21 protein-coding genes are annotated in these 21,901 nt (G+C 73.1%); 17 read left to right on the plus strand and 4 right to left on the minus strand.

Features of this window, described 5'->3' with window-relative positions; all coding sequences use genetic code 11:
- Window positions 1-20 precede the first annotated feature (20 nt).
- From coaD to NCI01_RS04360, 7 genes are all read left to right on the plus strand, one after another.
- Window positions 21-506, plus strand: coding sequence for a pantetheine-phosphate adenylyltransferase (coaD, locus tag NCI01_RS04330; RefSeq protein ID WP_254180254.1), 486 nt, complete (start codon window positions 21-23; stop codon window positions 504-506).
- A gap of 98 nt (window positions 507-604) precedes the next feature.
- Entirely contained in the window at window positions 605-1,204 is a 600-nt protein-coding gene (locus tag NCI01_RS04335; RefSeq protein ID WP_254180255.1) for a YceD family protein, read from the plus strand.
- Between the two features lie 58 nt (window positions 1,205-1,262).
- Window positions 1,263-1,448 (plus strand): 50S ribosomal protein L32, encoded by a 186-nt coding sequence (rpmF, locus tag NCI01_RS04340; protein WP_254180256.1) that lies wholly within the window; start codon window positions 1,263-1,265, stop codon window positions 1,446-1,448.
- Window positions 1,369-2,175 (plus strand): ribonuclease III, encoded by an 807-nt coding sequence (gene rnc, locus NCI01_RS04345; protein ID WP_254180257.1) that lies wholly within the window; start codon window positions 1,369-1,371, stop codon window positions 2,173-2,175. Before rpmF ends, rnc begins: the two co-directional genes overlap by 80 nt.
- 3 nt (window positions 2,176-2,178) lie before the next feature.
- Entirely contained in the window at window positions 2,179-3,054 is an 876-nt protein-coding gene (gene mutM, locus NCI01_RS04350; RefSeq protein ID WP_254180258.1) for a bifunctional DNA-formamidopyrimidine glycosylase/DNA-(apurinic or apyrimidinic site) lyase, read from the plus strand.
- A 73-nt stretch (window positions 3,055-3,127) separates the two neighbouring features.
- Entirely contained in the window at window positions 3,128-3,322 is a 195-nt protein-coding gene (locus tag NCI01_RS04355; RefSeq protein ID WP_254180259.1) for a hypothetical protein, read from the plus strand.
- An 89-nt stretch (window positions 3,323-3,411) separates the two neighbouring features.
- Window positions 3,412-4,656 carry an MFS transporter gene (locus NCI01_RS04360; RefSeq protein WP_254180260.1) on the plus strand — a complete coding sequence of 415 codons (1,245 nt, stop codon included), beginning with the start codon at window positions 3,412-3,414 and terminating at the stop codon, window positions 4,654-4,656.
- 6 nt (window positions 4,657-4,662) lie between these two features.
- Here NCI01_RS04360 and NCI01_RS04365 read toward each other — a convergent pair whose 3' ends face one another.
- Window positions 4,663-5,727 carry a class I SAM-dependent methyltransferase gene (locus tag NCI01_RS04365; protein WP_254180261.1) on the minus strand — a complete coding sequence of 355 codons (1,065 nt, stop codon included), beginning with the start codon at window positions 5,725-5,727 and terminating at the stop codon, window positions 4,663-4,665.
- Window positions 5,728-5,787: 60 nt separating this feature from the next.
- On the opposite strand from NCI01_RS04365, the gene NCI01_RS04370 reads away from it, so the two are divergent.
- The 3 genes from NCI01_RS04370 (at window position 5,788) to NCI01_RS04380 (ending at window position 8,810) form a co-directional block, all read left to right on the plus strand.
- Window positions 5,788-7,149, plus strand: a complete 1,362-nt coding sequence (locus tag NCI01_RS04370) for an FAD-binding oxidoreductase (protein WP_254180262.1) — start codon at window positions 5,788-5,790, stop codon at window positions 7,147-7,149.
- A gap of 91 nt (window positions 7,150-7,240) precedes the next feature.
- A complete protein-coding gene (locus NCI01_RS04375; protein ID WP_254180263.1) occupies window positions 7,241-8,347 on the plus strand; it encodes a pyridoxal-phosphate-dependent aminotransferase family protein in 1,107 nt (368 codons plus the stop codon).
- Window positions 8,340-8,810, plus strand: a complete 471-nt coding sequence (locus NCI01_RS04380; protein WP_254180264.1) for a GNAT family N-acetyltransferase — start codon at window positions 8,340-8,342, stop codon at window positions 8,808-8,810. The genes NCI01_RS04375 and NCI01_RS04380 overlap by 8 nt, the downstream gene beginning before the upstream one ends.
- A gap of 3 nt (window positions 8,811-8,813) precedes the next feature.
- On the opposite strand, the gene NCI01_RS04385 is transcribed toward NCI01_RS04380, so the two are convergent.
- On the minus strand, window positions 8,814-9,440 hold the full coding sequence (locus tag NCI01_RS04385) for a hypothetical protein (protein ID WP_254180265.1): 627 nt from the start codon (window positions 9,438-9,440) through the stop codon (window positions 8,814-8,816).
- Between the two features lie 125 nt (window positions 9,441-9,565).
- Between NCI01_RS04385 and smc the strand changes: the two genes are divergently transcribed.
- From smc to ftsY, 5 genes are all read left to right on the plus strand, one after another.
- Window positions 9,566-13,120 carry a chromosome segregation protein SMC gene (gene smc / locus NCI01_RS04390; protein WP_254180266.1) on the plus strand — a complete coding sequence of 1,185 codons (3,555 nt, stop codon included), beginning with the start codon at window positions 9,566-9,568 and terminating at the stop codon, window positions 13,118-13,120.
- On the plus strand, window positions 13,117-13,566 hold the full coding sequence (locus tag NCI01_RS04395) for an acyl-CoA thioesterase (protein ID WP_254180267.1): 450 nt from the start codon (window positions 13,117-13,119) through the stop codon (window positions 13,564-13,566). The genes smc and NCI01_RS04395 overlap by 4 nt, the downstream gene beginning before the upstream one ends.
- Window positions 13,567-13,669: 103 nt before the next feature.
- Complete coding sequence (locus tag NCI01_RS04400) at window positions 13,670-13,846, plus strand: hypothetical protein (RefSeq protein WP_172259152.1); 177 nt, start codon at window positions 13,670-13,672, stop codon at window positions 13,844-13,846.
- A gap of 68 nt (window positions 13,847-13,914) precedes the next feature.
- A complete protein-coding gene (locus NCI01_RS04405) occupies window positions 13,915-14,850 on the plus strand; it encodes a class I SAM-dependent methyltransferase (protein WP_254180268.1) in 936 nt (311 codons plus the stop codon).
- 13 nt (window positions 14,851-14,863) lie between these two features.
- Window positions 14,864-16,009 (plus strand): signal recognition particle-docking protein FtsY, encoded by a 1,146-nt coding sequence (ftsY, locus tag NCI01_RS04410; RefSeq protein WP_254180269.1) that lies wholly within the window; start codon window positions 14,864-14,866, stop codon window positions 16,007-16,009.
- Between the two features lie 80 nt (window positions 16,010-16,089).
- Here the strand turns inward: ftsY and NCI01_RS04415 are convergent, their stop codons facing one another.
- Together NCI01_RS04415 and NCI01_RS04420 are read right to left on the minus strand one after the other, a co-directional pair.
- Window positions 16,090-19,080, minus strand: a complete 2,991-nt coding sequence (locus NCI01_RS04415; RefSeq protein ID WP_254180270.1) for a glycosyltransferase family protein — start codon at window positions 19,078-19,080, stop codon at window positions 16,090-16,092.
- The gene (locus tag NCI01_RS04420; RefSeq protein ID WP_254180271.1) at window positions 19,070-20,014 is read right to left on the minus strand and encodes a rhamnan synthesis F family protein; all 945 of its coding nucleotides are present in this window, start codon (window positions 20,012-20,014) and stop codon (window positions 19,070-19,072) included. Before NCI01_RS04420 ends, NCI01_RS04415 begins: the two co-directional genes overlap by 11 nt.
- Before the next feature lie 213 nt (window positions 20,015-20,227).
- Here NCI01_RS04420 and NCI01_RS04425 point away from each other — a divergent pair, with 213 nt between their 5' ends.
- Together NCI01_RS04425 and NCI01_RS04430 are read left to right on the plus strand one after the other, a co-directional pair.
- A complete protein-coding gene (locus NCI01_RS04425; protein ID WP_254180272.1) occupies window positions 20,228-21,550 on the plus strand; it encodes an ammonium transporter in 1,323 nt (440 codons plus the stop codon).
- Window positions 21,547-21,885: a P-II family nitrogen regulator gene (locus NCI01_RS04430; RefSeq protein ID WP_210438240.1), complete on the plus strand. Its 339-nt coding sequence runs from the start codon at window positions 21,547-21,549 to the stop codon at window positions 21,883-21,885. The genes NCI01_RS04425 and NCI01_RS04430 overlap by 4 nt, the downstream gene beginning before the upstream one ends.
- The last annotated feature ends 16 nt before the right edge of the window (window positions 21,886-21,901 follow it).

Raw genomic sequence — 21,901 nt, forward strand, 5'->3', positions numbered from 1 at the left:
AGCTCGAAGGAAGGACGCCTGTGCGTCGCGCTGTCTGCCCCGGGTCGTTCGACCCGGTGACCAACGGCCACCTCGACATCGTCGCCCGAGCAGCGTCGCTCTTCGACGAGGTGGTGGTCGCCGTCGGCGTCAACGTGAGCAAGAACAGGTTGTTCACCCCCGACGAGCGCATCGCGATGCTGCGCGAGGCCACCGCGGGCATCGCCAACGTGCGGGTGTCGGGGTTCGAGGGGCTCATCGTCGACTTCTGTCGCGACATCGAGGCGGTGGCGATCGTGAAGGGCCTGCGTGGGGCCGGTGACTACGAGTACGAGCTGCCGATGGCGCAGATGAACTCCCACCTCACCGCCGTCGAGACCGTGTTCCTCCCCGGCGCGGTCGGCAACGCGTTCGTCTCCTCGAGCCTGATCAAGGAGGTCGCGGCGCTGGGCGGCGACGTACGCGGTCTGGTCCCCGAGCCCGTCCGCGAGCAACTCGTCTCGCGCCTCGCCGAGCGCCGGGCCTGAGCCCGCGTGAGGCTCCACCCGTCACTCGTTTTGCCCCGTCGGCGGGGCGACGGATACGATTCCGAGGTTGTGTTGGTGTCCAGATGTGGGAGTTCGACGTGAGCAGCCTGGACCCGAGGGCGCCGCTCGTGCTCGATACTCGCGAGCTCGGCCGCCGCCCGGGGTCCCAGCGTGAGCTCGAGCTCTCCGTTCCGGCGCCAGCGCAGCTTGGCATCGAAGTCCTCTCTGTCCCCGAAGGATCGCCGGTCGAGCTCGACCTGCGGCTGGAGGCGGTCATGGAGGGCGTGCTGCTCACGGGCACGGCCACGGCCGCGCTCGAGGGGGAGTGCGTACGCTGCCTGGAGCCGATCGAGGACGAGATCCACGTGACGCTGCAGGAGCTCTACGTCTACCCCGACCAGCACGACAAGGCCGCGGAGCACGACGACCACGACCTCGACGACGAGACCAGCCGGCTCGAGGAAGACATGCTCGACCTCGAGCCCCTGCTGCGGGACGCGGTGGTGCTCGCACTACCGTTCCAGCCGCTGTGCATGGACGATTGCCCGGGATTGTGCACCGAGTGTGGTGCGCGACTCGCGGACGACCCGGACCATGCGCACGACGCGCCGATCGACCCGCGCTGGGCAGGGCTCCAGCAGCTCCAGCCCGACACCGCAGCAGACACCGCAGCACCCCAGCAGGACCCCCAGGACTGACTCCACCGGGAATCCCCGGACGGAGAAGCAAGCAAGCACACGTTAGTAGGAGACCACCATGGCTGTTCCGAAGCGGAAGATGTCGCGCAGCAACACGCGCCACCGCCGTTCGCAGTGGAAGGCCGTCGCGCCGACCCTCGTGACGTGCGCCAACCCCGCCTGCGGTGCCAAGCACCTCCCGCACCGCGCGTGCGGTCAGTGCGGCCAGTACGGCGCCAAGGCCGACCGTCGCCAAGTTCTCTGATCGTCCTCTGACCACCGACGAGCTCCGCGCGGCGCTCGGTGATCCGGTCCTGGATCCCGAGCTGCTGCAGCGTGCCCTGACGCACCGCTCGTTCGCCTACGAGAACGGGCAGATCCCGACCAACGAGCGCCTGGAGTTCCTCGGGGACTCCGTGCTCGGGGTCGTGGTCACCGAGACGCTCTACCGCGCCCACCCCGACTTCAGCGAGGGTCGGCTCGCGAAGCTGCGGGCCGCGGTCGTCAACGCTCGCGCGCTGGCCGACGTCGCTCGTCAGATCGGTCTCGGCCAGCACATCAAGCTCGGTCGCGGCGAGGAGACCACCGGCGGTCGCGACAAGGCCTCGATCCTGTCCGACACCGTCGAGGCGGTCATCGGTGCGATCCACCTCAGCGGCGGCATCGACGAGGCGGCCAAGGTCATCCACCTGCTGTTCGACCCGGTGATGGAGGCCGCCGCGTCGATGGGTGCCGGCCTCGACTGGAAGACCTCCCTGCAGGAGCTCTCCGCCGACCTCGGGCTCGGCGTGCCCGAGTACCTCATCGAGGACGACGGCCCCGACCACATGAAGACCTTCGTCGCCCGCGTGCGCGTCGGCGAGCAGACCCTCGGCAACGGCACGGGTCGCTCCAAGAAGGAGGCCGAGCAGGGCGCTGCCGAGACGGCCTACCGCGAGATCAAGACCGCTGCCAACGGCCGGCCCGCACTGGCCTCCGGTCCCGACGCCTGAGACGTGCCCGAGCTCCCCGAGGTCGAGGTCGTCCGCGCCGGCCTCGAGCGCCACGTGGTCGGCGCGACCATCGAGGCCGTCGAGGTGCTCCACCCGCGGCCCGTGCGCCGCGACCACCGCGGGTCGACCGGCTTCGCCGCTGCCCTGGCGGGCCAGCGCATCGAGGCGGTCCGCCGCCGCGGCAAGTACTTCTGGCTCGCGCTCGCCAACGGCGACGCGCTCCTGGGCCACCTCGGCATGAGCGGCCAGATGCTGCTCCACGAGCCGGGTGCGCTCGACGAGCGCCACCTGCGCGTCCGGTTCGGCCTCCGCACCGCCGACGAGCGTCGCCTGGAGATGCGCTTCGTCGACCAGCGGATGTTCGGCGGCCTCGTCGTTTCGGAGGGCGGCGCCGAGCTGCCGACCGAGATCGTGCACATCGCCCGCGACCCGATCGACCCCGCGTTCGACGACGACGAGTTCGTGCGCCGCGCGCGACGGCGTACGTCCGCGATCAAGCGGCTCCTCCTCGACCAGGGACTTGTCTCCGGGGTCGGCAACATCTACGCCGACGAGGCGCTGTGGCGCGCCCGGCTGCACGGCGAGCGGCCCGGTGACCGGCTCAGCGGCCCGGTGCTGCGCGGCCTGCTCGGCCACGTGCGCGACGTGATGGGTGAGGCGCTGGCCCAGGGCGGTACGTCGTTCGACGCCCTCTACGTCAACGTCAACGGCGAGTCCGGCTACTTCGACCGGTCGCTCGACGCCTACGGGCAGGAGGGGGAGCCCTGCCGGCGCTGCGGCACCCCGATCCGCCGGGTCGCGTTCATGAACCGGTCGTCGTTCTTCTGCCCCCGCTGCCAGCGGCCGCCGCGGGCCCGGCCGGCGCGCCGGGCGGATTGACCACGGCCCGTCACGGTGGGACTCTTGTAGACGGCCGGATCGTCGGCCGACCCGTCCCCTCGAAAGGCTCCCCATGGCCAAGGCGCTGTTGGGTCATGTGAACAGCGACGTACGGACCGCGTCCGTCCTCGCCGTCGAGAACCACCGGCTGCGACGCCGCGTGCACGACCTGGAGGCGCTCGTGCTGCGCCTGCAGGCCGACAACGACCGGCTCGCGGCTGCCGCACGCGAGGCCGAGCTGCTGGTCGAGGACCTCCAGCCCGCCTGAGCCCCGCCCCTCGGTGACGCCGGCGTCATCGACGTCACCAGCGATATCGCCGTGCGCTGACGCGATCGCGCACGTACGCTCAGGTGCTTGTGACCCGCCTCGTCGAGACCGTCTTCCCGCCCCGGCTGGGCACCGGCTTCCGGTGGCTCGTCGGGTCGTCGTGGGTGACCAACCTCGGCGACGGCGTGCTCATCGCGGCTGGTCCGCTGCTCGTCGCGTCCCAGACCCGTGACCCGCTGCTGGTCGCGGCGGCCATGATCGCGCTCCAGGTGCCGTGGCTGTTCATCGGGCTGCTGGCCGGGGCGCTCGCCGACCGGCTGGACCGGCGGCTGGTCATCATGACCGCCAACGCGGTGCGCGCGCTCGTGCTCGCCGGGCTGTGCGCCGTCATCGCGACCGGCCAGGTCAACATCGGGCTGGTCATCGCCGCCATGCTCGCGCTCGGCACGGCCGAGACCTTCGTCGACGCCACGGCGGGCACGCTCACGCCGATGCTGGTCGACAAGCGCGACCTGGGCATCGCCAACTCGCGGCTGATGGCGGGCATGATCACCGGCAACCAGCTCGTCGGGCCGGCGGTCGGCGCGCTGCTGTTCTCCGTCGGCATGGTGTGGCCGTTCGTCCTCACCGTCGCGTGCGTGGCCGCCGGGGTGGTGCTCGTGTCCCGGATCGGGACACCCCCGGGGGCGGTGCGCGGCGACGTGGACACCCACATCCGGCGCGACATCGCCGACGGGCTGCGCTGGCTGATGGGCAACCCGCCGGTGCGCACGCTGGCCGTCATCATCGTCGTCTTCAACGTCACCTGGGCGGCCCCGTGGTCGGTGCTCGTCCTGTGGGCCCTCGAGCGCGTCGGCATCGAGGAGGCCGGGTTCGGCCTGCTCACCACGGCGGCCGCCCTGGGCGGCCTGCTCGGGACCTTCTCCTACGGACGCCTCGAGCGGCTGGTGCCCCTGGCCACGCTGATGCGGGCGGTGCTGCTGGCCGAGGTGCTCTTCCACCTCGCCATGGCGTTCACGACCTCGCCGTGGGCGGCGTACCCGCTGATGTTCTTCTTCGGCGCCTACGCCTTCGTGTGGGGGACGCTCTCTCAGGCCGTGCGCCAGCGGGCGGTGCCGAGCGAGCTGCAGGGGCGCGTCGGCTCGGTCTACATGGTCTGCGTGATGGGCGGGATGCTCCTGGGCGGCCTGCTCGGTGGCCTGATCGCCCGCGAGTGGGGGCTGACCGCGCCGTGGTGGTTCGCCTTCGTCGGCTCGGGGATCACGCTGGCGCTCGTGTGGCGCTCGCTCGCCCACATCGCGCACGCCGACGAGGCGGCCACCGCTGCGGCCTGACCGGGGTCAGCCCCGGCGCACCCGGCGACGCAGCCGCCCGAGCACGCCGGGACGGTCGGCGGGCGCGGCAGCGGCCGCCGCGACGGCCCGGTCGCGCTGCCGTCTCGCGCGGTCTCGTGCGGCTCGCACCCGGGCGAGCCGGTCGCGTGTCTCGGCCAGCCGACGCTCGACGTCGGCCAGCTGCTGGGCCGGCACCGTGTCGCCGCCGGTCGCCACCGGTGACTCGTCGGGCAGCTCGGCCCGCAGGCGGGCGAGCTCGGCCCGTGCCTCCTCGACGGCCTCCGCCGGCGCCCGGGGTCGGTCGAGGCGCCGCAGGGTGGCGTAGAACTCCTGCTCGCCCACCCGCGTGGCCGTGAGCCGCTCGACGGCGAAGTCCACCTCGCCGAGGACGAGGAGGTCGTCCATCAGGTCGGCGAAGCCCCGTGGCGTCAGCGGCCAGACGTGGCAGTCGACGTAGTCGCCGGCCTGCTGGCGGGCGAGGTGGCGCCGGACGTCGTCGATGGGGTGCGACCCCTGTGCCGGAGGGGGCTCGCCGGCCCACGCCTGCTCGGCGGTGTAGTCGACCGCGCGCATGAAGTGGTCGAGGACGGCTCGCACCGACGGCGTGCGGTCGCCGTCGAGGTGGGCCTGCAGCACCTGGCCCACGGTCGCGGGGGCGCGGTGCACGTCGAAGCAGTAGCGACGGTCGGGGACGGCCAGCAGCAGCGCGCCGTCCCAGGTGAGCACCTGGGCCACGTCACGCAGCCACCCGACCATGTCGGGCACGTGCTCGATGACGTGGCTCGCCACGACGTGCTGGTAGGGCGCGTCGGCCGCGACCGCCTCCGCGAGCGTCGCCACGGTGCCGTCCGGCCGGGTGAGCCAGAAGTGCTGCTCCGGGATCGCGTCGGGGTCGACCGCCGGGTTGCCGTCGTAGTGGGCGACGAGCCCCGAGCGGTCGACGACGTCGACGTAGCGGACGTCGGCGACCTCGGGACTGACGACCGGGTTGGCCAGCGGTCCGATCTCGAGGCATCGCCCCTGACCCAGGTCGGCGTCGCCCACGATCCGGGCACGGCGTGCGGCTCTCATGCCTGCCGACCCTAGGTCGTGGCCCGGTCCGCCCTCCACGCGACGTGCCACGATGGGCGCGTGGAAGCCCTCGCCGAGCTCGTGGAGTCCCTGCCCGAGGGCGTGGTCGCGACCGACCCCGCCACGGTCGCCACCTACCGTCACGACTGGTCGCGCGACGTCGGCGCCGGCACCCCGGTCGCCGTGGTCCGCGCCGAGGACGCCGGGCAGGTGCAGGTCGCCGTGCGCTGGGCCGCCGCCCACGGTGTACCGGTGGTGCCACGCGGGGCCGGCTCCGGCCTGTCGGGCGGTGCCAGTGCCGTCGACGGCGGCATCGTGCTGAGCCTGGAGCGGATGCGGGCGATCGAGGTCGACACCGGCTGCCAGGTCGCCGTCGTCGAGCCGGGTGCCTTCAACGCGGAGGTGAAGGTCGCCGCGCGCGAGCACGGCCTCTGGTACCCACCCGACCCGTCGTCGTACGAGATCTGCTCCATCGGCGGCAACGTCGCCACCAACGCCGGCGGGCTGTGCTGCGTGAAGTACGGCGTCACCACCGACTACGTCCTCGGCCTCGACGTCGTCCTCGCGGACGGCACGCTGATCACCCTCGGCGGGAAGCGGATCAAGGACGTCGCCGGCCTCTCGCTGCTCAAGCTCTTCGTGGGCTCGGAGGGCACGCTCGGCATCGTCACGCGGGCGATCCTCCGGCTGGTGCCGCTGCCGCTGCCGCCCGCGACGCTGGTCGCGTCGTTCGCCTCGGTGGTGGCCGCGGCCGAGGCCGTCGTCGCCGTACGACGCACGCTGCGGCCCTCGATGATGGAGCTGATGGACCGGGCCACGATCAATGCGGTCGAGGACTTCTCGCCGCGCGGCCTCGACCGGGCCGCGGGTGCGCTGCTGGTCGTGCAGTCCGACGCGCCGGGCGATGCCCGCGTCGCGGAGATCGCGTCCGTGGAGGCGGCCTGCGTCGCGGCCGGCGCGACCGAGGTCGTGGTGACCGACGACCCCGACGAGGGCGAGATGTTCGTCCAGGCGCGGCGGATGGCCTTCCCGGCCGTCGAGGCCCGCGGCAGCCTGCTGCTGGAGGACGTCGGAGCGGCGGTGCCGCTGCTGCCCGACCTGCTGGCCGCCGTCACGGAGATCGCGGCGCGCCACGACGTCGAGATCCCGACCGTCGCGCACGCCGGTGACGGCAACACCCACCCGATCATCGTCTACGACGCCTCCGACGCGGACTCCGAGCGCCGGGCGCGCGCCGCCTTCGACGACATCCTGCAGGCCGCGATCCGGCTGGGCGGGACCATCACCGGTGAGCACGGGGTGGGTCGCACCAAGAAGGCGGCACTGCCCGACCAGCTCGGCGAGGACGTGATGGCGCTGTCGCGACGGATCAAGCACGCCCTCGACCCGGAGGGCATCCTCAACCCGGGTGCCGTCCTGTGAAGCCCGTCGGTCGCCCGGGGTCCCCGCGGCGTTGTCCGGAGGAGCGGAGCGGGGGAGAAGAACGTCGTGGGGTTGGTCTAGGTTCGACTCCATGATCCGCGAGCGCCACCTCTTCGGCCCCGGCCCGTCCAACCCCTACCCGGAGGCGACGCGCGCCCTCGCGGAGCCCTTGCTCGGGCACCTGGACCCGGAGTTCCTCCGGATCATGGACGAGACCTGCGACATGCTCCGCACCGTCTGGGGCACCGACAACGCGCGCACCCTCCCGCTCAGCGCGACCGGCTCGGCCGGGATGGAGGCGGCGTTCGTCAACACCGTCCACCCGGGCGACGTCGTCGTGGTCGCGGTCAACGGCCTCTTCGGCCAGCGGATGACCGACGTCGCGGCACGGTGCGGCGCCGAGGTGGTCGCGGTCGAGCACGAGTGGGGCCAGCCGGTCGACGTGGACCGCGTCCTGTCGGCCCATCCGTCGCCGGCGATCGTCGCGGCCGTGCACGCCGAGACCTCGACGGGCGTCCGCTCCGACATCGCCGCACTCGGCGCCGGCCTCCGGTCCTGTGGTGGCGACGCGCTGCTCCTCGTCGACGCCGTCACCTCGATCGGCGGCATCGAGCTGCGCGCCGACGACTGGGGCGTCGACATCGGCTACGCCGGCACGCAGAAGTGCCTGGGCGTGGCGCCCGGCCTCGCACCCTTCACGATCGGCGACCGGGCGTTCGAGCGCCGCGTGGAGAAGCCGCGCTCGTGGTACCTCGACCTCGGCATGCTGGGCGGCTACGTCGGTGAGGCGGGCGTCAAGGGTGGTCAGCGCACCTACCACCACACCGCGCCCACGGCGATGGTCGCCAGCCTCCACGGCGGTCTGACCCGGATCCTCGAGGAAGGGCTCGACGCGGTCTGGGCACGCCACCAGGCGGCGGGTGACGCGCTGCAGGCGGGCCTGCAGGACATGGGCCTCGAGCTCTTCGCGGCCGAGGGCAGTCGCCTGCCCGAGCTGACGACGGTGCGGGTGCCCGACGGCGTCGACTCCGCGGCGGTCCGCAAGGAGCTCCTCGACCGGCACGACATCGAGATCGGCGCGGGCGCGGGGGCCTACGCCGCCAGCGTGTGGCGCATCGGCCTGATGGGCCGCAACGCCCGGCCCGACGCCGTGCTCCTGGTGCTCGCCGCGCTGGAGGACGTGCTCGGGCGTGGGTGAGCTCTCGCTGCGGCCGATGTCGCAGGACGAGTACGTCGCCTGGCGCGAGCGCTCGGAGCGCGAGTACGCCGGCGAGATCGCGACGTCGCGTGACCTGGATCCCGAGGCCGCAGCGGCGGCGTCGGCGGGGGAGTTCGCCCAGCTGCTGCCCGACGGGCTCGCGAGCCCGGACATGCACCTCTTCACCGCGGTCGTCGACGACGAGCCGGTGGGCATCGGCTGGTTCGAGCTCCGCCAGCGGGCGTCGGGGGTCTCGGCCTGGATCTTCGACATCCGGCTCGACGAGGACCGGCGCGGTCAGGGCCTGGGACGTCGGCTGCTGGACGCGCTGCACGACGCCGGCCGTGGGCTCGGAGCAACGTCGATGACGCTCAACGTCTTCGGCGACAACACCCCCGCGATCCGGCTCTACGAGTCCTCCGGCTACGCCGTGACCGCGCAGCAGATGAGGAAGGACCTCTGAGGCTCAGCGCAGGCGGTCGACGGCCAGTCGGCCGAGCGCCAGCACCCCGCGCTTCGGCGGGCGCACCTCGGTGAAGCTGACGTCGAGCACCGAGACGGTGCGGCCGGTGCGCACCACGAGGACCCGGCGCCAGTCCGCGACGTTCGACTGGAACCAGCCGATCAGCAGGCCCGCCGACTCGTCGCCGACCTGCGGCGGGAACCAGGCCCGGTTCTTCAGGCGGACCTCGCTGCCCTCGCCGTCGTCGGTGTCCACGTCACCCACGCAGCGCTTGCTGAAGTCGCGGTAGCGCCGCACGAGCGCGCGGGCCTCGCGCACCGAGTCGAACCGGACGAGGGTCTGGTCGATCAGCGCCACCGAGCGCCGGGGGCTGACGGGGGAGACGCTGCCCTGGATCCGGCTCGTGCCGCGCACGGCGACGGCCTGGTCGTCGCACCCGCGCGGCGCGAACACGGGTGACCGCATCACCGAGCGCAGCGGGTCGCGCATGTCGGGGTAGACGACGAGGTAGTCCTCGGACGTCAGCAGGTGCTGCCGGGTCAGCGGCTCCGGGGGCGCCTGGGCGACCGCGACCGGGGAGGGCGCGAGGAGCGCGGCGAGGACGGCCAGGGCGACGAGCGGGCTCCGCATCGCACCAGCATGGCCCGGTGCCACGCCGCGTGCAACGGTCCCGCGCGGTGTCGGGTGTCGTAGGGTGAGCCGCGCTGAGCTTCCCCAGTTGTCAGTGGCCGTCTCGACCCGGTGAGGAGCCCGCGTTGTACCTGAAGAGCCTGACCCTCAAGGGGTTCAAGTCCTTCGCGTCCTCGACGACCTTGCAGCTCGAGCCGGGCATCACCTGCATCGTCGGCCCCAACGGCTCGGGCAAGTCCAACGTCGTCGACGCGCTCGCGTGGGTCATGGGCGAGCAGGGGGCCAAGAGCCTGCGCGGCGGCAAGATGGAGGACGTCATCTTCGCCGGCACGTCCGGCCGCCCGCCGCTCGGGCGTGCCGAGGTGCAGCTGACCATCGACAACTCCGACGGCGCCCTGCCGATCGACTACGCCGAGGTCACGATCAGCCGCACGATGTTCCGCAACGGTGGCTCGGAGTACGCCATCAACGGCAACGGGTGCCGGCTGCTCGACGTGCAGGAGCTGCTGAGCGACTCCGGCATCGGTCGCGAGATGCACGTGATCGTCGGGCAGGGCCAGCTCGACTCGATCCTGCACGCCACCCCGGAGGACCGCCGCGGCTTCATCGAGGAGGCCGCCGGCGTCCTGAAGCACCGCAAGCGCAAGGAGAAGGCGCTCCGCAAGCTCGACGCGACCGACGGCAACCTCACCCGCCTCGCCGACCTGCTCTCCGAGATCCGTCGCCAGCTCAAGCCGCTGGGCCGCCAGGCCGAGGTGGCCCGTCAGGCGCAGACGGTGCAGGCCGACGTGCGCGACGCCCGCGCCCGTCTCCTCGCCGACGACCTGGTCACCGCCCGCACGGCCCTCGAGTCCGAGCTGGCCGACGAGTCCGTGCTGCTGGAGCGGCGCGAGCAGGTCGAGGCCGAGATCACTGCCGGGCGCGAGAAGGAGTCGCGACTGGAGGCCGCCCTGCGTGACGACCTGCCCCGCCTGGCCGCGGCCCAGGAGACCTGGTTCGCCCTCTCGGGCCTGAAGGAGCGGTTGCGCGGCACCGCGTCTCTGGCCGACGAACGGATCCGCAACGCCGCCGGGGCCGCCGAGGGCGACACGGTCGACTCCGGCCGCGACCCCGACGACCTGGAGGCGCAGGCCGAGCGCGTACGCCGCCAGGAGGCGGAGATCGCCGAGCAGGTGGAGCAGCAGCGCTCGGCCCTCGACGCCGCCGTGGTCGCCAAGCGCGCGGCCGAGGAGGCCGCGGCCGAGGAGGACAAGCGCATCGCCGGTCTCCAGCGAGCGGCGGCCGACCGGCGCGAGGGACTCGCCCGGCTCACCGGTCAGGTCAACGCCCTGACCTCGCGCTCGGAGGCGGCGGACGCCGAGATCCAGCGACTCACCGACGCCCGCGAGGACGCCGTCGCGCGCGCCGAGCGGGCGCAGCGCGACTTCACCGCACTGGAGACCCGCGTCGCCGGGCTCGACGCCGGCGAGGAGGGCCTCGACTCCGAGCACGAGGACGCGGTGGCCGCGCTCGACGAGATCGACGAGCAGCTCGCGAGGGCCCGCGACGAGGCGCAGCAGGCCGAGCGCGAGCGCGCCGGCCTCGTCGCGCGTCGTGACGCGCTCGAGATCGGGCTCAACCGCAAGGACGGCGCCGGAGCGCTGCTGGCCGCGACCGACGAGGTCGACGGCCTGCTGGGCTCCGTGGCCGCGCTGCTCGACGTCGACCACGGCTACGAGGCGGCCGTCGCCGCCGCGCTCGGCGCCGCCGCCGACGCCGTGGTCGTCTCCGACGCCGGGTCGGCCGTCGAGGCGATCGCCCACCTCAAGCACGACGACCTCGGTCGCGCCGGGATGCTGCTGGGCGGCGCACCGGCCGCCGCCCGCGACTGGCCGGTGCTCCCCGACGGGGTGCGCTACGCCGTCGACGTGGTGTCCGCGCCCGACGACGTACGACCTGCGCTGGTGCGGCTGCTGGACCGGGTAGCCGTCGTCGACGACCTCCCGGCTGCGCGGCGACTGGTCGCCGACCTGCCCGACGTCGTCGCCGTGACCCGCGAGGGCGACCTGCTCGGTGCCCACTTCGCGGCCGGCGGCTCGAGCAGCCAGCCGAGCCTGATCGAGATCCAGGCGGCCGTCGACGAGGCCGGCACGAGCCTCGCCGCGGCGACCGCGTCCGCAGAGCGGCTCGGCTTCGAGATCTCCCGCCTCGAGGCCGCCCGCCACGACGCCCTCAAGCGGGTCGACGTGGCCCTCGCCAAGCTGCACGAGTCCGACGCCACCCTGGCCGCAGTGGCCGAGGAGCTCGGGCAGTACGGCTCCCAGGCTCGCGCCGCGAAGGGTGAGGCCGAGCGGCTCGAGCGCGCCATCGCCACGGCCCAGGAGGCTCGCGAGACCGCGCTCGCGGGGCTGGTCGACCTCGAGGCGCGGCTCGCCGCGGCCCAGGACGTCACCGACGAGGAGCCCGACACCGCGGAGCGTGAGCGGCTCGCCGCAGCAGCCCGCGACGCCCGGCAGGCCGAGATGGACGCGCGGCTCGCCCTGCGCACCGCCGAGGAGCGCGCCCGCGCGCTGCACGGTCGTGCGGACTCCCTCCTGCGTGCCGCACAGGCCGAGCGCGACTCGCGCGCCCGCGCCGCCGAGCGCCGCGAGCGGCTGCTCCGCGAGGGTCGCGCCGCCGAGGCGGTGTCGTCCGCCGTGCGAGTGGTCCTGCACCAGCTCGAGCGGTCGGTCATGCTGGCCGCCGACGAGCGAGCCGCGGTCGAGGAGTCCCGGCATGGGAGCGAGCAGGAGCTCATGGCCGTGCGCACCCGGCTGCGCGACCTCGGTCGCGAGCACGACGAGCTCGTCAGCTCGGTGCACCGCGACGAGATGGCCCGCACCCAGCAGAAGATGCGCATCGAGCAGCTGGAGGAGCGCGCCCTCGAGGAGCTCGGGCTCGACCCCGACGGCCTCGTCGCCGACTACGGACCGACCACCCTGATCCCCTTCGCCGGCGAGGTGGCCGAGGGGGAGGAGCCGCCGGGGCCCACGCCCTTCGTGCGCGAGGAGCAGGTCAAGCGGCTGCGGTCGGCCGAGCGCGCGCTGTCGATGCTCGGGCGGGTCAACCCGCTCGCCCTGGAGGAGTTCTCGGCCATGGAGGAACGCCACAAGTTCCTCACCGAGCAGCTCGAGGACCTCAAGCGCACCCGCAAGGACCTTCTCGACATCGTCCGCGAGGTGGACGCCCGCGTGGAGCAGGTCTTCACCGAGGCCTACGCCGACGTGGAGAAGGCCTTCGACCAGACCTTCGCGCGCCTCTTCCCCGGGGGTGAGGGGAGGCTGGTCCTCACCAACCCCGGCGACATGCTGACCACCGGCGTCGAGGTCGAGGCACGGCCGCCGGGCAAGAAGGTGAAGCGGCTCTCGCTGCTGTCGGGTGGCGAGCGGTCGCTCGTCGCGGTCGCGTTCCTGGTGGCGCTCTTCAAGGCCCGCCCTTCGCCGTTCTACATCCTCGACGAGGTGGAGGCCGCGCTCGACGACACCAACCTCGGCCGCCTGCTGCAGATCTACGAGGAGCTGCGCGAGAACTCCCAGCTCCTCGTGATCACCCACCAGAAGCGCACGATGGAGGTCGGCGACGCGCTCTACGGCGTCACGATGCGTGGCGACGGCGTCTCGGCCGTGATCAGCCAGCGGCTCCGCGACGCGGAGCCGGCATGAGCGATCGACCCACCAGGGCCGACTACGTCGCCTGGCGCACCGCCACCACGCGCTGGCGCGACGACGACGCCTACGGCCACCTCAACAACGCCACCTACTACGAGCTGTTCGACACCGCGGTCAACGCCCACCTCTACGAGGCCACCGGGGTCGACGTGCGCGCGTTGCCGCAGATCGGGGTCGTCGCCGAGACCGGGTGCCGATACTTCCGCGAGATCGGCTTCCCCGAGCCGATCGAGATGGGCCTGGTCGTCGACAAGGTGGGGACGAGCTCGATCGTCTACCGCATCGGCCTGTTCCAGGGCGCCTCCGACGAGGTGGCGGCCGAGGGGCGCTTCGTCCACGTCTACGTCGACAACACGCGAGGCGCCGGCGACCGTCCGGTCACCCCGATACCCGACGTCGTGCGCGCGGCCGTCGTACCCCTGCTCCGCCCGCAGGGGTGACCGCCCTCACCCCGACGCGCCGGTGGCGGCCGGCGATGCGCCAGCGCCACGGCTCGTGTGCCACGGTGGAGGTGACCCGCCCGGCCCACCTCGGAGGAATCCCGTGCTCGCGATCGTCCTGATGATGTCCCTCGGCGTGCTCGTCGCCGCGGCGGTGGCCGTCTACGTCGCCTACCCGCACCGCGGCGAGGAGATGCCCGTCGCCCCCCAGCTCGGCGACGCCATGCGCAAGGGCGTCGACGCCCTGCCGACCCTCGAGGACTCCGAGTCACGCGTCTGACGCCACGGTCGGGGTGACTCCCGGCGTGGCGCCTCGCGCCGGCGCGCCCGCGGACTAGCGTGCGAGGGGTGACCGGCACCCGCCACGACGTCGCCAAGGGATACTGCGCCGCCTGCGGCGCCATGGTGTCGCGGCAGTTCCGGCCCGGGCCCGACGGTCGCCCCGAGGCCACCTGCCCCCGGTGCGGGAGCCTGGAGCGTCACCGGTTCCTGTCGTTGCTGCTCGGCAGCCTCTCGCCCGAGCTGCGCGACCTCGACACGGTGGTCGAGATCGCCCCGTCGCGCCAGTCGAAGGTGCTGCTCGACCGGCTCGAGGCGCGGCGCCGGATCAGCCTGGACGCCGGCTACGACTCCCGCGACGTCGATGCGCTGGCCAGCCTGACCCACCTCCCGCTGCGGGACGGCTCGGTCGACCTCCTCGTCTGCTACCACGTGCTCGAGCACGTGCCGGACGACTGCGCGGCGATGCGCGAGATCGCCCGGGTGCTCAGCCCCCGCGGCATCGCGCTGCTGGAGGTGCCGATCAAGATGGGCGTGGCGACCGAGGAGGACCCGTCGGCGACCCCGGAGGAGCGCCTGCGTCGCTTCGGCCAGGTCGACCACGTGCGCTGGTACGGCGACGACTTCGACGCGCGCCTCGCGGACGCCGGCCTCGCCTCGGTGCGGGTGACGCCGCCGGCGCTCGTGGGGGAGTCGGCCGTGCGCTGGTTCCGGCTCATGCCCCACGAGGTGGTCTGGGTCGTGCACCCGGGCCGGCGGACGGGGTCCCCGATGCTCGCCGGCGGCACCGGCTCGGGTCTCACCGCTGCCTTCGACGCCGTGCTGGGTGACCTGGCGAAGGCTCAGGGTCGTCTCGCGAGGGCCCAGGGTCGCCTCGCTCGCGAGCGTGAGCGGGCCGCCCTCCTCGTCGCCCAGCGCGACGGCCTGCGGGCTCGCCTGGCCGAGGTGCAGGCCCGTAGCCCGGCCCGGGTGCTCACCCGGATTCGGCGCGTCGTGCCCCTCTGATTGGATTGGCCCCATGGGTGACTGGCTGTATCTGATCATCGCGATCGCGGTCGTCGGCGTGATCACGCTCGCCGGACTGCTGACCTCCGGGCGTCGGCGCAAGGAGGTGCCGCCGCCGAGCGGCGGCACCGACGTCATCGCGCCGCCTCCGACGGAGACCGAGGTCGCGACCGGGGCGCCACCGGAGCCGGCGGTCGACACCGCCGAGCCAGTCGTCGCGGCACCGACGATCGAGAGGCCGGAGAGCACGGCGTCGCGCCTGGTCCGCCTGCGGCAGCGGCTCTCCCGGTCCCAGGGCGGCCTCGGCAAGGGCCTGCTGGCCCTGCTCAGCCGCGACCGCCTCGACGAGGACACCTGGGAGGCGATCGAGGACACGCTGCTCACCGCCGACGTGGGCGTCGCGCCCACCCAGGCGCTGGTCGAGCGGCTGCGCACCCGCCTGCGGGTCGAGGGCGGCAACGCTCCCGACGCGCGTGAGGTCCTGCGCGAGGAGCTCATCGAGCTCGTCGGCACCGACCTCGACCGCCGCGTGCAGGTGACCGGCGCCGACGGCAAGCCGGGCGTCGTGCTCGTGGTCGGCGTCAACGGTGCGGGCAAGACCACCACCGTCGGCAAGATCGCCCGCATCCTCGTCGCCGAGGACCTCTCGGTCACCCTCGGTGCCGCCGACACGTTCCGCGCCGCGGCCGTCGACCAGCTCGCCACCTGGGGCGAGCGCGTCGGCGTCGAGGTCGTGCGCGGCCCGGAGGGCGGCGACCCCGCCAGCGTCGCGTTCGAGGCCGTCAAGCACGGCGTCGACAACGGCGTCGACACGGTGCTCGTCGACACCGCCGGCCGCCTGCAGAACAAGGCCGGCCTGATGGACGAGCTCGGCAAGATCAAGCGCGTCATCGAGAAGCAGGCCGACGTCACCGAGGTGCTGCTCGTCCTCGACGCCACCACCGGCCAGAACGGCCTCATCCAGGCCCGCGTCTTCAGCGAGATCGTCGACGTCACCGGCATCGTCCTGACCAAGCTCGACGGGTCCGCCAAGGGCGGCATCGTGGTGCAGGTGCAGCGCGAGCTCGGCGTACCGGTCAAGCTGGTCGGCCTCGGCGAGGGCCCCGACGACATGGCGCCGTTCGACGCGGCCGCGTTCGTCGACGCGCTGCTCGGCTGACGGGCGCAGCCCCGACGCGGTTGAGGCGCCAGGATGCGCCGACTCGACGTGGTCGAGGCGCCAGGACGCGCCCACCCGCCTCAGCGGCGGGCGAGCAGGGCGCGCACGGCGTCGTCGATGAGCGTCTCGGCGCGCTTGTCGAAGCTGTGCTCGGCGATGATCCGGGTCGCGATCTGCCGCCGGGTCTCGTTGTCGGGGAACGCGTCGTAGGGCGGCTTCGCCAGGCGCGCCAGCTCGTGCTCGTTGTCGAAGGGCAGCACGAGGCCGGAGAAGATCTCCTCGAGACCGTCGATGCGGTCGCTGAGGATCCGGGCGCCGCAGGCCGCCGCGTCGAAGAGGCGGTTGGAGGCGAAGCTGTCGCGCCGCATGTCGAGGTGGTGGTCGTTGAGCACGATCCCGGCGGAGGCGTAGAGCACGCCGACCTCGCGGTTGTCGACGCCGCCGGAGGCGATCTGGTCGCGCTCGACGAAGTCGGTCCAGTCGTTGCCGTGCAGGGTGAGGTCGGCGCCGATCGCGAGCGCGCTGCGGACGGCGTAGCGGTAGATCCCGCGTGAGTTGCCGACGAAGAGGAGCGCGGGCCCGGTGTCGGGCTCGGCCCGGTCCGGGTGGAACCAGCGGGTGTCGGTGCACTGCAGCAGCGGCGAGACGGGCGTGCCCCACTCCCGACTCACGCGCGCCGACCAGCTCGTGCTGGCGGCGTACACGAGGTCGAAGCCGGCCACCTCGTCGGGCGTGATCATGTCGGGGTGGCTGATGATCCACTCCATGTTGAGCAGTCCCGGCCGGGGCGTGACGCGGTCGAGGCCGCGGAGCACCAGCAGGACGTCGTCGTGGTCGCGCGAGTCGCGCTGGCGGGCGTCGCGACGGTCGACGGCGACGTGCTGGCCCCGGCGCTCGAGGGCGTCGGCCAGGGACCGCGCGAAGTAGGTGTCGCCCCACCGGTCGCCGCGCTGGGCGGCGGGCGAGGCGATGTCGACGGCCCACCGCAGGCGCGGGGGCGACTCCCGGATGCCCTCCACGGCTCGGAGGACGAGCTCGGGCACCAGGACCGAGGGGGCCGTCCGGTCCTCGGGGTCGGCGGCGACCCGGCGGCTGCGCTCGTCGGTCACCTCGAGCCCGGCGGTGCGCAGCTGGTCACGCGAGCGGTCGGTCGGCGGAGGCGGCCCGGCGAGGACGGTCGGGCGCAGCGAGGCCATCGCACCGATGAGCCGCTCGGGCTCGGCGTAGGCGGTGCGCGAGGTGATCACGGCGTCGGGCACGAGCACCGTCGCGCCCAGGCCCGCCCGGTGTGCGCGCAGGCCGAGGTCGGTCTCGGCGAGCACGGAGTGGTACCTCGCGTCGAGCCCGCGCAGCCCGACCGCCGCCTCGGTGCGCAGGGCGACCAGCGGGGCGGCCGGCGCCGCGACCTCGCACGGGCCGATGCGTACGGCGTCGCTGGTGGGCAGGCCGGCGAGGAACAGCTCGGGGTGTGGGTTGGCGGCGGTGAAGCGGGCGCCCGCGCTGAGCACCACGCCGTCCAGGTCGACGACCAGTGGCTGCGCCAGACCGACCCCGGGCTCGCGCAGCACGCCGGCGAGCCGCTCGGCGATCGGCTGGCGCGGCGGCATCGCCTCGGGCCGGACCAGGACCACGGTGCTGCCGGTGGCCTCCACGATGCCGACGTTGGTGGCCACGGAGAGGGAGACCGGAGCGGGGACCGAGACGAAGCGGGCGCCGGAGATGACGGCGGCGATCGAGGCGGCCAGGACGTGGTGCGCCCGCCGCGTGCGGACGCCGACGAGCACCAGCTCCGACCCCTCGCGCGGCACCGAGCCGAGCCACTCGACGGTGCGCCGCGGCTCCGGGCCCAGTGGCATCACGTGGCTGACCAGCGCCTCGTCGGTCTGCTTGCGCGCGGCCGCGTCCCAGTCGACGAGCTGGCGCTCGAGGACGACGGAGTCCCAGTCGTCGGCGAAGCCGGGGTGCGGTGCCTCGGGGCGCCGCAGGACGGGTACGTCGACCGCGAGCGGCTCGTGGTCGCGGGTGAGCCGCAGCACCAGGTCGCGCTCCACCGCACCCTCGAGGCCCTCGTCGAAGCCACCGACGTCCTTGACGGCGTCACGCCGCAGCAGTGCGGTCGCGAGGTCGACCGGACGACCGCCGAGGAGCTCGTGCCGTGAGCGGCCGACCGCCCCGGCACCGGCCACGACCGCGGCGGCCCCGCTGTGGTGGGCGTGCGCCAGCAGGTCGCCGAGCATGTCGGGCAGCCATTCGCGCCCGAGGGGGAGGAAGGCCACGTGCTCCGCGGTCCCGTGCTCGAGTGCCACGTTGAGCGCGTGGGCCTCGCTGCACCGCGCCTCGCGCACGACCGTGATGCGCTCGTCGAAGGCCGCCACGCCCTGCAGGACGGCGGCGGTGTCGTCGGCGGACCCCCGGTCGACGGCCACGAGGTGCCAATCGGTGAAGGACTGGGCCTGCAGCGAGGCCACGGTGCGGTGCACCAGCGGACCGGCGTCCTGTGCGGCCATCACGACGGTCACCGCGGGGGAGGTGCCCAGCGAGGCCGGGAGCGCGGGCATGGGGCCGACGAGGTGCGGGCGCTCGCGCACGACCTCCTCGCGCCACTGCGTGGCGGCGTCGATGGCGGCCGCGCGGTAGGTGGACCACGAGACCTTGCGGGGGAGGATGCGGGTGGGCAACGGGGTGCCCGGCCCGGCTGCCCCGAGCCAGTAGGAGAGCGCGCCGTACGGGTGGTGTCGGGCCTCGGGGTAGGCCGCGAAGATGATCCGCGGGTCGACCAGGGGGTGCGGCGCGATGCGGTTGCGCCGCCGCCGCTCGGCGACGTACCAGAGCACGGGGTGCAGGCCGGCCCGCTGCCACGAGCGGCGGCGCCCGATCCACTGCGCCTCGAAGAGCGGGTGGGGCGAGACGTCTCCGGCGTCGACGACGGCGCGGGCCGCCTCGAGGGGCGAGGCGAACGTGGTGCCGAGCTGGGCGGCGACGTAGTCGACGTCGACGATCCCCGAGGCGACCATCACCTCGGCGGCGTCGTCGAACCGCACCTGGGCGGGTCGGCGCCGGTCACCGCGCATCGGAGTACCTCACCCTGGGGAAGAGGGGCTCGATGGCCAGGGGCGTCGGCAGCAGCCGCTCGGTGTCGCGGAGGGGGTAGTACTGCGCGGTGTCCTCGAGGAACTCGCGCACGCCCTCGAAGCGCTGGGGGAAGCGGCGCTCGCACAGCTCGAGCAGGCGGTCGGCGTCGAGGTTGTAGGGGTCGTAGCGCAAGGTGTCGATCTTGACGTAGGGGAGCCGGGCGTTGTCGAGGACGCGGTCGGCCAGGCTGCGCGCGGGGTTCCAGGGCTCGTTGGCGCGCTCGCGCCACTCGCGGATCTCCGCGCGGGTGCGCGGGAAGTGGGAGCGGTGGGCGGCCCACCAGCGCATCCGCTCACGGGCGATGCGACGGTCCTGCGGGGTCTCGACGAAGTAGGTGTCGGACACGAAGCCCGCCTCGTAGAGCCGGCGCGACATGCCGATCTCGTAGCGCCGGATCACCTGGCGGCGCTTGGAGATGGGCTCCATCTCCTCCCAGAAGGTCGTGAACGCGCGTGACCCGACCACCCACGGCCGGAAGGCGATGAAGAAGGACTGGATGTGCGGCGCGACGCGCTCCGCACCCGTCAGGCCCCAGAAGTCGCAGGGGCGGGTGGCCATCTCGGTGAAGACCGGCTCGTAGGAGTCGAGGGCGAAGACGTAGGTGTCGTTGCAGACCACCACCTCGTCGTAGGCCGTGAGGTCGCCGGCCGCGTCGAGGCCGACCTTGTAGCTGAAGAAGTCGTAGCCGTAGTTGGCCCGCTCCACCAGGACCGCCCGCTCGGAGAGCCAGGCACGCGCCGAGTCCTGGAGGCTGGCCGTCGTGCACACCAGGAGCTTGTCGACCGACGCGGCCAACGCCTCCACCTGACCACGCACGTGGGGCCGCAGCTCCCCGGCGACGTCGTAGTGCGCCATCACGGCCAGTCTGGACACGGCCGAACACTAACAAGGGGCCGTCCGGGCCCGGTCAGTTCACACACCCGTAACACGGCGGCCCATTCCGTTGCCTGCGTGCAACATCCGTCGCGGCCCGGCGAAACCTCGTCCGCACAGGCTGCGGGTCATCACGTGGGCACCGGCATGACAGCGGCGTCATGGCTCGGGTGACCACCCCGTTTCGTTCGTGCTCGAGTCCCTGGAGGTCCTGTGGACGGCTATTACGCCTTCATGCTGGTGGCGACTGCCTTCGTCCTGATGATGACGGTGCCCGCGCTGGCCCTGTTCTACGGCGGCATGTCGCGGTCCAAGTCCGTGCTCAACATGATGATGATGTCCTACGTCGCGGCCGCCATCGTCGGCATCCTCTACGTCGCCGTCGGATGGTCGATGGGCTTCGGCGGCGAGGGCACCTTCTTCGCCAACCCCTTCGAGCTGTTGTGGCTCGACGGCGTCACCACCGACACCTACATCGGCGTCATGTTCCAGATGACCTTCGCGATCATCACCGCCGCGCTGATCAGCGGCGCGGTCGCCGACCGGCTGAAGTTCTCGGCGTGGGTGGTGTTCGTCCCGCTGTGGTCGCTCATCGTGTACTTCCCGATGGCCCACATGGTCTTCAGCTGCACCGAGGACTCGCTCATCTGCGGCCGCATCGGCGCCCAGGACTACGCCGGCGGCACGGCGGTCCACATCAACGCCGGCGTCGCGGCCCTGGTGCTCGTGCTGCTGCTCGGCAAGCGCATCGGCTGGCCGCGCGAGCAGATGCGCCCGCACAACCTGACGCTGACCATGCTCGGCGCCGGTCTGCTCTGGATGGGCTGGTACGGCTTCAACGTCGGCTCGATCGTCTTCGCCGGCGAGGAGGGCGAGGCGTTCACCGAGCGCTTCATGTCCGAGACCGGCCGCACCTTCGCCAACACCACGCTGGCCACCATGGCGGCCATCCTCGGCTGGCTGCTGGTCGAGCGCCTGATCCACAAGAAGGCCACCTCGCTGGGCGCCGCGTCCGGCATCGTCGCCGGCCTGGTCGCGATCACCCCGGCCGCCGGTGCGGTCAACCTCTCCGGCGCCGTGGCGATCGGCCTGGTCGCCGGCGGCGTCTGCGCCTGGGCGGTGGGCCTGAAGTACCGGCTCGGCTACGACGACTCGCTCGACGTGGTCGGCGTCCACCTGGTCGGCGGCGTCGTCGGCACCGTCCTGATCGGCGTGTTCTCCACGGCCGAGGGCGCAGGCGGGGTCGACGGGCTGCTCTACGGCGGCGGGCTCGGGTCGCTGGCCGACCAGTCCCTCGGTGTCGTCGTGGCCGTCATCTACTCCGGCGTCCTGACCGCCGTCATCGCCCTCGCCATCAAGTACACGATGGGTCTGCGCCTCGACGAGGAGGACGAGGTCAACGGCATCGACCTCGTCGCGCACGGCGAGTCGGCGTACGACCTGCACAGTGGCACCAGCGGCGGCGGCAGCAGCGTCCTCGCCGCCTCCACCGCCTCCGCCACTGCCACCACCAAGACCGAAGGAGCCAGCGCATGAAGCTCGTGACCGCGGTGATCAAGCCGCACAAGTGGGAGGACGTCCGCGAGGCACTCGAGACCTTCGGGGTCGCCGGGATGACCGTGTCCGAGGTCAGCGGCTACGGCCGCCAGAAGGGCCACACCGAGGTCTACCGCGGGGCGGAGTACGACATCGCCCTCGTCCCCAAGATCCGCATCGAGATCGTCGTCGACGACGCCGACGCCGACGACGTGGTCGGGATCGTCGTCAAGACCGCGCAGACCGGTCGGATCGGCGACGGCAAGGTCTGGGTCAGCCCGGTCGAGACCGTCGTCCGCGTCCGCACCGGCGAGCAGGACGCGTCCGCGCTCTGATGGCCGCCCTCTCGGG

The organism is Nocardioides pinisoli (assembly GCF_024199985.1).
In the GTDB taxonomy this organism is placed as follows: Bacteria; Actinomycetota; Actinomycetes; order Propionibacteriales; family Nocardioidaceae; genus Nocardioides; species Nocardioides pinisoli.

Excerpts from the sequence above, each read along its gene's own strand:
- NCI01_RS04415 (WP_254180270.1), bottom strand. The coding sequence starts at position 19,080 with ATGCGCGGTGACCGGCGCCGACCCGCCCAGGTGCGGTTCGACGACGCC.
- NCI01_RS04430 (WP_210438240.1), top strand. The coding sequence starts at position 21,547 with ATGAAGCTCGTGACCGCGGTGATCAAGCCGCACAAGTGGGAGGACGTC.
- NCI01_RS04375 (WP_254180263.1), top strand. The coding sequence starts at position 7,241 with ATGATCCGCGAGCGCCACCTCTTCGGCCCCGGCCCGTCCAACCCCTAC.
- NCI01_RS04355 (WP_254180259.1), top strand. The coding sequence starts at position 3,128 with ATGGCCAAGGCGCTGTTGGGTCATGTGAACAGCGACGTACGGACCGCG.
- NCI01_RS04395 (WP_254180267.1), top strand. The coding sequence starts at position 13,117 with ATGAGCGATCGACCCACCAGGGCCGACTACGTCGCCTGGCGCACCGCC.
- rpmF (WP_254180256.1), top strand. The coding sequence starts at position 1,263 with ATGGCTGTTCCGAAGCGGAAGATGTCGCGCAGCAACACGCGCCACCGC.
- NCI01_RS04365 (WP_254180261.1), bottom strand. The coding sequence starts at position 5,727 with ATGAGAGCCGCACGCCGTGCCCGGATCGTGGGCGACGCCGACCTGGGT.
- ftsY (WP_254180269.1), top strand. The coding sequence starts at position 14,864 with ATGGGTGACTGGCTGTATCTGATCATCGCGATCGCGGTCGTCGGCGTG.
- NCI01_RS04385 (WP_254180265.1), bottom strand. The coding sequence starts at position 9,440 with ATGCGGAGCCCGCTCGTCGCCCTGGCCGTCCTCGCCGCGCTCCTCGCG.